Raw genomic sequence first — 11,861 nt, forward strand, 5'->3', positions numbered from 1 at the left:
TATGAATAAGCCCCTACTTTCCGTTCAAAATCTTGAAATCTCATTCAAAAAAGAAGGGATATACAGCCCTGTTATCAGAAACATCAGTTATGATCTGCAGCACAATGAAATCCTTGGAATTGTTGGGGAATCTGGTTCCGGGAAATCAGTCTCTTCTTTAGCTATTATGGGTTTGTTGCCCGCCAATATCTCAAGAATTTCAGCCGGTACCATTGTTTTTGACAGTAAAAACGTAGACCAATTAAGCGAAAAAGAATTGCAACAACTAAGAGGAAACCAAATCGCAATGATTTTCCAAGAACCAATGAGTTCGCTTAATCCATCACTTAAATGTGGTTATCAGGTGCAAGAAATTCTGTTGCAGCACACGAGTTTATCGAAAGCACAGACTAAAACCGAAACGCTTCTGCTATTCGAGAAAGTAAAATTACCTGATCCAGAAATACTATTCAATAAATATCCCCACGAAATTTCAGGGGGACAAAAACAGCGTGTCATGATTGCGATGGCGATTGCCTGTAAACCACAATTGTTGATTGCGGATGAACCGACAACCGCTTTAGACGTGACGGTACAAAAAGAAATTATCCAGTTGTTGAAAGACATTCAGCAAGAAACGGGAATGAGCATTATATTCATTTCACATGATTTGTCGCTGGTTTCCGCTATTGCTCACCGGGTTTTGGTGATGTACCAGGGGGAGATTGTAGAGCAAGGCGAGGTCAAACAAATTTTTATAAATCCGGCACATAATTATACAAAAGCTTTAATCGCTTCCCGTCCTTCGCTGGATTTCCGTTTAAAAAGGTTACCCACTATTCAGGATTTCTTAGAGGATACCATTAATGATGAAGTGGTAACGCAAGAGGATAGAATTCGTTTTCACGATAAACTGTACGATCAGATACCCATTTTGGAAGTCATTAATGTGGAGAAAGAATATTTTTCTACAGCGGGTTTCTTCGGAAAAAAAACTGGATTTAAAGCGGTAAATGATGTGAGTTTTAAACTCTATGAGGGCGAAACATTAGGATTGGTAGGAGAGAGTGGATGTGGGAAATCGACATTGGGGAATGCTATATTACAATTAGACAAAGCGACTGCAGGACAAATAGTATATAGGGGTCAGGATATTACCAAACTTGGAAAGACAGCAATAAAAAAATTAAGAAAGGAAATTCAAATCATTTTTCAAGATCCGTACTCGTCATTAAATCCAAGAATCCCTGTTGGTAAAGCGATTATGGAACCCATGAAGGTACATCGCTTGCATAGAGATGATAAAGAAAGAAAAGCCAAAACGATTGAAATTCTCGAAAGAGTGGGTTTAGGAGAAGCATACTTTAATAGATATCCCCATGAGTTTTCTGGCGGACAAAGACAGCGCATCGGTATAGCTAGAACGATAGCGTTGCAGCCCAAATTAATCGTTTGTGACGAATCGGTTTCGGCATTGGACATATCAGTTCAAGCACAGGTTTTAAACCTTTTAAATGAGTTAAAAGAGAATTTCGGGTTTACCTATATCTTTATTTCGCATGACTTGGCTGTTGTAAAGTACATGAGTGATCAAGTCTTGGTTATGAATAAGGGAAAAATAGAGGAAATTGCGGATGCTGATGAGCTCTATGCTAACCCACAAAAAGAATATACAAAAATGCTGATTGAGGCCATTCCTAAGGATAGTGTCGGTTAGTTTGGCTATACCAAAATAGCTTTAATTGTCTCCCCGGATACCAAAAAGAATGTTATATTTTATATAGTTAATGTTGCTTAAAAAATAAAATCTAGAATATCCCGTTTCTTTTTTAAGCTCTAGATCAGTTCAACAAAATAATCGCAAAGAATTGATTACTAAATTTAGAGTCTTTATAAAACCCATTGCAATTTTTCAAAAAAAATGAATAAATACAATAAAACACATTCAATTTTAGTTGTTGAAGATAATTTAACTGACTTTAATAAGATTGAACAATTGATATTGGAACTGGACTTTATTCCTGAAATTAGACATGCAAAAAACTTCGAAGAAGCATCCGTGATTTTGTCATCTGACGAGAAATTTTTTGACGTTGTTTTATTGGATCTTACGTTGCCAGATATAAGTGCGCAAAATTTGGTTAACGAAATGCTAGACAGCGTCTTATTCTGCCCCATAATCGTGTTGACTTCAAATGCGGATGTTGATTTAAGTTTTAGATTAATTTCGCAAGGTGTTTCAGATTATTTAATGAAGGACGGCTTAACAGCTGCGATGCTGTATAAGAGCATTGTTTGTTCCATAAAGCGTAAGAAAATATTTTTTTCATATGATGAGGAAAAAATACGATATACCGATCTTTTTCACTTAAGTCCACTGCCAATGTGGGTTTATGATTTGGGGACATTTGAGTTTTTAGATGTTAATGAAGCCGGTATAAGGAAATATGGCTATACAAAAGAGGAGTTTTTAAAGATGACCATAAAAGAGATATGGCCAGAAGAGGACTATCCGCTTTTTGATGAGGGAGTTCATTCTTTTAATCAGTATAAGAATAATTTTAAAAAAAGATACTTAAGACATCAGAAAAAAAATCGAGACATAATAAACGTTGAGGTGCAAAGCAATATCATTTACTTTAAAAATCAAAAGGTGAAATTGGTTATGGCGAATGATATAACCAAACAAATAAAATATATCAAAACGATTGAAAATCAAAATAAAAGTCTCAAAAATATAGCGTGGACACATTCACATATAGTGAGAGCACCATTAGCAAAAATGATGTCAATAATTGATTTTATGAAGGAGTCAGATGGAATGTCTGCAGAGTACGAAGACTTGTTGAATCACTTTTTTGATTCAGGAACAGAACTTGATGGTATTATTAGGGATATTGTTAAAAAAACAGAAACAATAAATAAAATTGAGGACAAATGAGTTACAATGTAGTTGTTGTAGATGATGATGAAATAATTCTGTTTTTACATAGTAAAATAATTCAAGCTGTTGGTCTTCATGATTCGCCGAAAACCTTTAATTCGGCAGTTAAGGTATTGGAATTTTTTGATACCCTTTCTAATGATGTGGACCCTGTTTTGTTGTTTTTAGATATCAATATGCCTGTTATGGATGGCTGGGGATTGTTGGATATTATTCATAGAGAAGATTTTGATAAAAAAATCGAGGTAATTATGGTCACTTCTTCCGTGGACCAAAGGGACAAAGATAAGGCAGCGTCATATTCAAAAATAATTAATTTTGTCGAAAAACCACTTAACAAAGCAAGTCTAAGGTTACTAAATTTACGTTTTTAATGGTTTATTGAGTAAATTATGGTGTCATTACCCCTAGAATTTTTCTTTTAAAAAGCTTATGGCACAAAAAAAGCCTCACATCACTGTGAGGCTTTGCTGTTATTGATTAGTAATCTTAATTTTTTACGAATTTCTTCGCAACTGTTTTTTGACCGTCATTTACTTCTAAGATATAAACTCCAGTTCCTAATTTACTAACGTTTATTCCGTTTTCAGATAATTGTCCTGCGTCAACTTGTTGACCTAGGAAATTAATAAGACGGTACGTTCCTTTTCTACTATCCGTCATTCTTACGTTTAGGATATTATCCGTAGGGTTTGGATACAGTACTACATCTGAAATTGAATTTTCGTTTCCTAAGTCAATTGCAGCTTTTGCAGATGTGATGGTTGTTATTGCCGCAGCACCAATATTAACTGTATAGTCCTCCACTTCTCCGTAAGGGAAAGCCTCACATGCAGTTTGTGCCGCGTTGTATTTCATGGACACTCTCATGCGAGTTGTACCTGCTAAAGCTGATGTAGGTACTGTAAATGTACTTGTTAGGTTTGCGCTACTAGAAGAGGATCCAGAAACCATTTCTTCAGAAGTTTCAAAAGTTCCATTTTGGTTATAATCAATCCAGATCTTCCAATATTCAGTATAAGCTGTACCACTAAAACCAGCACTAAACAAGATCGTGTTTGAACCATAAGGAAGATTACCTACAAGACTGGTAAAGTTACCATATCCAGCATTACCGGCTGTAGTGTTGTTGATGCCTCCTATTGAAACATAATCAATATATTCATCAGCTACAGAGTTTCCTTTAGACGTACAATATACCAGTGTATTATTTAATGTAGTTACATTTATCACGTTACTTGTGGCAGATATGTTTCCAGCAGCATCTTTCGCTTTTACAGAGAAGGTGTAAGCCGTGTTTGCAGTTAATCCAGTGACAGCATAGGAAGTGCTAGTTACCGTTGCTTTCAAGGTACTACCTTGATATACATTATATCCAGTTACCGCTACGTTATCCGTAGAAGCGTTCCATGATAAATTTGTAGTTGTTGTAGTTGTTCCAGAAGCAGCTAAGTTTGAGGGTGTAGATGGTGCCGTCAAATCTGCTGCACTGGCCGTAATATTTACTGTGTAATCCTCCACTTCACCATAAGAAATGGCTTCACAAGGAGTTGGAATTGCATTGTACTTCATCGACACTCTCATGCGCGTTGCTCCGGTATTCGCTGATGTTGGTACAGTAAACGAACCTGATACGGGTGTTGTTTGAGATATCGCTTTACTCCAAACTAATTCTCCAGCATCGCTAAAGTCACCATTTTTATTGTAATCGATCCATACGGCATAGCCTTCGTTGTATTTTGTTGCAGGCCATGTTGGTGTAATTGTAATTGTGCTTGAAGCTCCTTTAGTTAAGCTAGTCGAAATGGAAGTATAATCACTATAACCGTTGCCACCAGTAGTTGTATTGTTTATTGTTCCCAATTGAACTTTGCTGATATATTCATCAGCCACACTATTTCCTTTTGAAGCACAGTAATTTAGAACTCCATAAGCGGAACCAACACCTACAGCGTAAAATGCATTGGTAGTAGCTATAACTTCAGGAGATCCAGCACCGTATAAGTCTGATGCCGCTTGAATACCATAAGTTCTGGCATTAGCATAAGTAGAATTAGCAGATAGATAAACACTTTCTAAACGATACGCTATTTTTGCAGCCTTATCAATATTTATTCCCGTAACATTATACGAGTTTCCAATGTCATTTGTTCCTGATTTTCCTATCGTCAAGATGTAAAACCAATGATTTAGAACGCCACTGTTTGTATGCACCCCGCAGTAGTCATTGGCTTGTGTTGGAGTACCACATTCGATTGTTTTCCAGTATGTGCCTCCATAAGTATCAGGTTGTCCTTCAGATTTTGGGTTGCTCATAGAACGCAAGGCTAAACGTCCTGCTCGTCTTTCTATGTCTTCTCCAATTAACCAGGTGGATTTTCCAGGCGCTGCATAATATTCGATACAAGCCCCCCAAATATCAGAAAAGGCTTCATTCATTGCACCAGATTCTTTTTGATAAGCTAAATTTGCTGTTTTTTCACAAACGGCATGACCAATTTCGTGAGCAGCGACATCAAGTGAAGTTAAAGCATCAAAATAGGTGTCGCTTCCGTCTCCATAGGTCATAACGCTACCATTCCAGTAGGCGTTGTCATAAGCAAGGTCATAATGCACGTAACTTTTTATAGCTGCGCCTAAATTGTCAAAACTGTTTCTTCCGTGAACGGTAGACAAATAGTCAAACGTTTTTTCTGCGCCCCAATGTGCGTCAAGTGCAGCATTGTCTTTATTTGCATTGTTAAATTCTGCAGCACTCCAGTTATTGTCGCTATCTGTAAAATTTACTGCGGTACCATAATTGGTTCCTTTTTTCATATTATACGTCTGAATACCGTTTCCCCGTGTAGCATCAGATAAAATATAAGAAGAACCGCTGAAAGCAGTTTGGATTGACAGGGTTCCGCTGTATCTTGTTGCTGCATTTGCTGAAACAAAAAGCGCTTTGGCAGCTTTTGTGTTTGTTGCTCCTTTCGCATTTATCGAACTATCTTTTCCATGGCTATATTCACCAAGGTGCTTGATTGTGGCGTTATAGTACAACGCTTCGCCAGTTATTGCGTCAATATATAAGTCACCGCGGCTAACAGGACTTGTTGCATAGATGTCAAATTTGTAGGCTAGGCGAACTTTTTGGTCCGTATTTTTTTCTCCTTGATCAATCATGGAAGGAAGAAAAACTAATTCGCCTTCCGGTTTATAGTAGCCTATTTTTGAGGCGTTCTCTGGATTTTCCCATAAGTATTTTGAAGCGCCTATATGATTGACCGCTTTCTTAAATGCTGTTGTTTTGGAGATGCTTGGAGTGGTTGCTGCATTTTTAATGTCATAATATTCACCACTCATAGAAGTTAGTTTTCCGTTTTTAGAATGGAGGGAGTAGGTGGCATATTCTACTTTCAGGCCTTGGTGGTATAGTTGAAACTTGTCGTGGGAGAAACCTGATCGGTCCGACTCAGATTTTAAAATGGTAAACTTAGAATTGTCTTTTAACTTTAATTGTTCCGTGAACACTTTTTGAGAATCTGTCGACTTATAAGTGGACTTCTCATTAAAGGTGATTAGCGATGGTTTCCCATTTTCATCAATAACTTTCTGTTTTACACTTGTAGAGGAATCTTGGGCGTTCCCTTCAATAGCAAATAGCGATACGCTTATTACAAGCGCAATTTTACCGAGTAATTTTGTTTTCATTTGGTTGTAGGTTAAATGTTAATAAAATAATAAAATTTTCATTTTCAAATTTAACATAAAAAGTAAGAAAAGGAACAATATTTATTGTTTATTTTACGCTTCATCGGATTTATATGTACATAAACGTGAAAAAGTCTGCCCTAGCGGTAGATGTTTAAATTTTTATTTTTCGAAAATTTGAGGGAATAGTTCAGCTTTTGGCAGTACTTTATGTATTTGGCTAATTCGAATGTAGAAATGTAGTATTTTGCGTGTAGAATCCGATTTGAGTGTTTTCTGGCAATACGATACACTTAAATTTTTTATATTAGTATTTTAGGATGCATTGTATCAATAATAGCAGAGAATAATGATTTTTTATGGCAAGAAAGGGGAGCAATTTAATATTACTTTCAAGTTTAAAAGTATGGGATAGGTAACGGCAAAATTGATAATGAGGTCCTGTGGGAATTATTTACTTAAGCATCAAGAATTTTTCAGAGTAACGCTAATTGCAAACAAAATTCGTTTGCAAAATAAACCAAAAGTAATCCAAAGTGAATCAAGGTGGTATTTGAGTTCTGCTATTTATTGAGGATTTGTATGGGTTTGTAAAGAATTGACGTTTTCTTTTCAGGGGAATGGGTGAGCGCTTATTTATAGTTTTTAGTTACTCTTGGTAAAGTATAAATTCAAGATTATCCACATAGGCGCCATCAGTACCATTGTCGATTATAAAATCAGTGTTTTTAGTTTCGGTTCTAAAATGCAATTTTTGTAATTGAACCGAATCTACTTTGGCAGAATAGTATCCTGATGTTAAACCCAGATAGCTAAAATAACCATCGAATTCAGAAAGAACGGAGGCAACAAAATCAGTATCATTCTTATAAATATTTATTTTTAAACCAGCAATTCCGGTCAACTGCCCTTTCTCGCTGCGTTGTACCATTCCAGCAACTTCTCCCACAACTGATATAGGAATTTCAACTGTTCTCAGTTGATTGGGATTCAGTGTAATATTTAAAGTTTTGTTTTCTAGTCGCCAAGCAATATTATTTACTTTTGACGTGTCAAAAGTGACGAAATTCTTCAAATAGGGCTCTAAATCCGAAATTATAGTGGTTCCTTCGCTTTGGTCCAGGATTTTCTGACCACCATTCAGAGCGACTTCTAAGCCTTTTACAGGCTGTTCGCCAAAGTCTCGTTTGCCGTTTCCGTTTGTATCTAAAAAAGGTATAAACTTCACGCTCGCTTTGCCAATGCTCGTACCATTATTAAATGCTACAAAATCAGCATTTGGTTCATAAATCAAACTGCCGCTCGCTGATTGTGTAAAGGAAACGCCATTGTTATCGATATTGCTCGATACTCCCGCATTTGCATACTGAAGATTATATTGAAAACCGAGTTGTACAGACGTATTTTTACTTTTAAAATCATGGTTAAAGGAAGCTTGAAGGGATCCTTTTTTAAAAACGCGTTTTCGCAGTTGTGCTTGCACTGTCGTTATTTCGGCTCTATTGTAGTCATATCTAATGTTAGGCGTAAGAGAAAATCCTTTGGGTAATCTAAACGAGCTGGACAAGTTACTAAAGACAAAAGGTTTTTTGGTTTCTGTAAAAAAAGAATTTGTCGTTAAATTGAAGTTGAAGTTGTACAGCCGCCCAGACAATGCTAATTCTGATTGCATAAAACTACTAGTGGCAAAAACTGTTTGTTGCAATGAGAAACGAGACACGCCTGAGAAATGAGAAGTACGTATTGGGATGTTTAAGCTGGCTTTCCGGAGTTCTGAATAACTAAAGCGTACCGCGTCTTGATCCTTGTCGTACTTAGTATAGTCAAGATTCAATCGCATGTTATTTGGCGTAGAATAGTTGAGGTTCCCCGTATATTTTACTTTAGAAAAATAAGCTCCTGAAACAAATAATTGATTGGCTAATCGAATCGAAGTCCCAAAATAAGGAATGACTTTATTCTTTTCTATCGAGGAAACATATTCAACACCGCCTTCAAGCGTGATGTAATCTGAAAGACCGTAGTTGGCTTTAGCATTTGCAAAGAAACTATTTTTACCATCCTCTATGATGCCTGAACTGAGGTTGTATTCTAGCCTATGCTTTGGAAGGAAATAAAAAGGGATTTGAAATTCTTTCGTAGATTGCTCCTCTTCACCCCAAGGCCCATAATACCTTACAGAAATAGCTGTTTTGCCATAGAGAAGTGGCACTGTAAAGGAGAAAAATCCAGAGGCATCCGCTTTTGTGTAATTGACTAAGCGGTCGTTGATGTAAAGTTCTACTGTCCAGTCTGGTTTAGTATAATCGCTCACTATGTAAGTACCAAAGGAGGTTCTAGCGGTGGTTGTTGCATTTGTAATTTGAAAGCCTATGGTAGGATTAATGAGAGTAGCCGTTAGGGAAGAGGCTACTTTTCCCGCTGCTATCTGAGTAAGGTATTTGTTGTCGTTATCGACATAACGCCAGCGATAAAATTGGTTTCTTAAGGAAACGGGTTGATTGTTGCCGTAGTTGAAGGCGCTTGTAAATTCTCCGCCAGCCAGCATCCCTCCTAGACCGAGGCGGAGCTGTTGTTGGTTTATGCCGTTTGAACGTTGGATGGTATTTACCGCCCAGTCTGCAGCGGCAAAATGAAATAAAGGTTTATCTCTACTAAAAGTAGTGTCAGCTGTAAAGCCGTATTTGAGAGTGTTGATATTGTCTCGCATCAGTTGTAACCGAGCTTCGCGCACTGCTGGAAGCTCTAATCTAGAAGACATGGAAACAGATAAGTCTCTAAAAGAAAAGCTGTTTTCTAATCCAAAGATCGAGTCGAAATAGTTTGCTCTTAAAAATAAATTAGTGGGGGTGCGTACTAATACATCTGCTAGTAGTGCAATATCTTGTCCTTTGTAGTTCACGACATGCGCCGTCTCATTTATATGGAAGATATTATTTTGATTGATGAAAAATCCATCTATTGTACTAAAATCATCAGCAACTTCATTTTTTATTTTTAAAAAGTCCAACACCTCTGGGATGGATAAATAAACTTCTTGATTGTCGTTTATCAATGCAGTAATTTCAATCGTTCCTGCATGCTGTACCGTTAAGGTTACTAAAACTTCGTCATACTTTGGGCTCTGTGCTACTGCGGTAACAGTAGCCTGGAATAACAGGAAAAAAGATACGAATTTAAAAAAAGGTATTTTTTTGTTAAAAACTCGGCTGAAAGCAAGCAAATGTTGTGTAAATTCTATATTTCCATCAGGGGCCCGAGTGCACATAACAACTTTTATATTTTAGGATAATCTTGCACAGAGGAATAGCAAGAGCTTATTTGAAATTTTCTAGGGACTTGTAATTTCAAACCTTTTAAGGACTACAAATATTCGAAGCTAGATTAGTTAAAAAATAGTGACGCTTGATTTAAATTTAGAGTGGCTTTAGCATAATGATTTGATTGATCTATAGTGGTGAAATTTACTTGTAATTCTCCTTTAGAATAATCTATGTTTTTGCTGTTATCTAGTTTTATTTTTGTTTTTAACAGTGTGCCTGGACTATAAATAGCAAACCCTTGTACAGTAGCTACTTTATGCGTTATTCCTTCTGTAGAAATATGGTTGACTTCTACATTACCATAGGCGGAGCGATTTCCTTGACGGTTAACATTTAAGGATAGTGTAACGCTATCGTCTTGTGATTTATCAAGTACTAGATTAGTTAACTGAACAGTGGTAGTGTCATCGCCTATGTTAATAATATTAGCGATGGAAAGTCCAAATACTGGAAGCAAATTAACATTTAATCCTTGCGTTTTATGATGGACGGTGTCAATAGCTTTTTTCTTTAGTAGGGTTGCTTTTTTAATTGCTCTAAAATAAAGATGGGAACGGTATTCGCCTTGTTTTAAATCATTGGTCTTGATGAGTTGTATTTTAACGGTTTGGTATCCATTAGGGGCTAAGGTTATGGTGCGCGGAAAATACCGCAGGTAAGGTGAGGCAAATTGTTGGTTGGGCTGTGGGTTTTCAATTGAGTTGAAACTGCCGTCTTCTCCCATTCTAATTTCAATATAGGATATAGCGTATGTTGCTGTGTCTTTTCCGGTATTATTTAGATAAACTGTTGCCGCTCTGTTTTCAATGCCGTCAAAGACAGTACGTTTTGGAAAAACTTCTAAATTTCCTTGTGCAATTATCGGATAGGTGAAACACAAAAAAAGGATTAGTAATATGCTTTTTTTTCATTCATAAACAAAGATGTTTTGACGTAATTAACAGGAGTGGGTGGTAAGCTGCATTGATTAAAAAACAGAGTGCTCCGCTGGGAGCACTCTGTAGTGAAATAAATTAAAGGTAATTTACAGTGACTATTAAGTCTGCTGTATTTGTGTAGTTGTCAGCTGCTTGAGCAGCGCCTACAGTTAGGGTACCCCCTACCGTTAGTACTTGTGTACCTCCTGTCAGAGCACCACTTCCACTTGGTGTGCTAGTAAAACTTCCCAAAGTCATTTCTTTTGTGGCATCTGCTGTACCCTTAAGTGTAATAGCAGATGTTGGTAAGGTAATGGCATACGTGTAAGCTCCCTGGCCATTTACTGTGAACTTTGCTGCTGCAACTGGGCCAGCTATTGTTGGTAATGCTGCACCATCAGCTGCAGTTCGTACTCCGGCAGGAGTCATTACTACAGTTCCGGCAGTTGTGGATGAAACAGTTATATTACCAAAGTTCAAACCATTATCATTAGTGATTGAAATTGGAGTCACAACAGTCGCACCAGATGGTGCAGCTTGCGAAGCTTGTGCATTAGCAGTTGTTGAAACGGCAACTACAGCCGTGATAAGCGTAACGATAGAGATAATTTTTCTCATGATAGGTAATGATTTAGGTTAAAATAATTCTTAGATTTAAGTATCTAATGATGGTACAAAGATCAGTCAATATTATCGATTAAAAGCATGTTTTATCGATTAAAAACACTATTTAACAATTTTAACAGTATTACACTAGTGTTTTATAGGAATAGTCTAATCTGGCTAAATTAAGTCTACGTTTTTAGAAATAAAAAATGAATTGTGTTTTTTTGAATTATGTAAAAAAGCTAGAAATCGTTTGTTTTACTGCCTGTGCGTGCGTTTATTTTAAAATTTAAAGACCAGCAGCTAGCTTGTAAAGATCGAACGACTGGACATTTAATACAAGCAACGGCTGCTGTAGTGAGTAATATTCATACAAAAAAGAGGCTGTTCAATGAACAG

The 11,861-nt window shown here is 36.8% G+C and carries 7 protein-coding genes and 1 pseudogene; 3 read left to right on the forward strand and 5 right to left on the reverse strand.

Annotated features, from left to right (window positions below):
* Nucleotide 1: 1 nt before the first annotated feature.
* From A3SG_RS0109400 to A3SG_RS19535, 3 genes are all read left to right on the forward strand, one after another.
* Entirely contained in the window at nt 2-1,696 is a 1,695-nt protein-coding gene (locus A3SG_RS0109400; RefSeq protein WP_016989769.1) for an ABC transporter ATP-binding protein, read from the forward strand.
* A gap of 204 nt (nt 1,697-1,900) precedes the next feature.
* On the forward strand, nt 1,901-2,920 hold the full coding sequence (locus A3SG_RS0109405) for a PAS domain S-box protein (protein WP_016989770.1): 1,020 nt from the start codon (nt 1,901-1,903) through the stop codon (nt 2,918-2,920).
* Entirely contained in the window at nt 2,917-3,297 is a 381-nt protein-coding gene (locus A3SG_RS19535) for a response regulator (protein WP_016989771.1), read from the forward strand. Before A3SG_RS0109405 ends, A3SG_RS19535 begins: the two co-directional genes overlap by 4 nt.
* A gap of 115 nt (nt 3,298-3,412) precedes the next feature.
* Here the strand turns inward: A3SG_RS19535 and A3SG_RS0109415 are convergent, their stop codons facing one another.
* The 5 genes and pseudogenes from A3SG_RS0109415 to A3SG_RS0109430 form a co-directional block, all read right to left on the reverse strand.
* Nucleotides 3,413-6,268 (reverse strand): M4 family metallopeptidase, encoded by a 2,856-nt coding sequence (locus tag A3SG_RS0109415; protein WP_410500993.1) that lies wholly within the window; start codon nt 6,266-6,268, stop codon nt 3,413-3,415.
* Nucleotides 6,260-6,616: pseudogene (locus A3SG_RS23120) on the reverse strand (peptidase M4); the annotation flags it as partial. The pseudogene A3SG_RS23120 and the gene A3SG_RS0109415, both read right to left, overlap by 9 nt.
* Before the next feature lie 649 nt (nt 6,617-7,265).
* Complete coding sequence (locus tag A3SG_RS0109420; protein WP_016989773.1) at nt 7,266-9,884, reverse strand: hypothetical protein; 2,619 nt, start codon at nt 9,882-9,884, stop codon at nt 7,266-7,268.
* A 116-nt stretch (nt 9,885-10,000) separates the two neighbouring features.
* A complete protein-coding gene (locus A3SG_RS19540; protein WP_016989774.1) occupies nt 10,001-10,819 on the reverse strand; it encodes a hypothetical protein in 819 nt (272 codons plus the stop codon).
* Nucleotides 10,820-10,952: 133 nt separating this feature from the next.
* Entirely contained in the window at nt 10,953-11,474 is a 522-nt protein-coding gene (locus A3SG_RS0109430; RefSeq protein ID WP_016989775.1) for a DUF4402 domain-containing protein, read from the reverse strand.
* Nucleotides 11,475-11,861 lie beyond the last annotated feature (387 nt).

The sequence above is a fragment of the Flavobacterium sp. ACAM 123 genome (genome assembly GCF_000264055.1).
Taxonomy (GTDB): Bacteria; Bacteroidota; Bacteroidia; order Flavobacteriales; family Flavobacteriaceae; genus Flavobacterium.

Excerpts from the sequence above, each read along its gene's own strand:
- A3SG_RS0109400 (WP_016989769.1), top strand. The coding sequence starts at position 2 with ATGAATAAGCCCCTACTTTCCGTTCAAAATCTTGAAATCTCATTCAAA.
- A3SG_RS0109405 (WP_016989770.1), top strand. The coding sequence starts at position 1,901 with ATGAATAAATACAATAAAACACATTCAATTTTAGTTGTTGAAGATAAT.
- A3SG_RS19535 (WP_016989771.1), top strand. The coding sequence starts at position 2,917 with ATGAGTTACAATGTAGTTGTTGTAGATGATGATGAAATAATTCTGTTT.
- A3SG_RS0109415 (WP_410500993.1), bottom strand. The coding sequence starts at position 6,268 with ATGAGTGGTGAATATTATGACATTAAAAATGCAGCAACCACTCCAAGC.
- A3SG_RS0109420 (WP_016989773.1), bottom strand. The coding sequence starts at position 9,884 with ATGTGCACTCGGGCCCCTGATGGAAATATAGAATTTACACAACATTTG.
- A3SG_RS0109430 (WP_016989775.1), bottom strand. The coding sequence starts at position 11,474 with ATGAGAAAAATTATCTCTATCGTTACGCTTATCACGGCTGTAGTTGCC.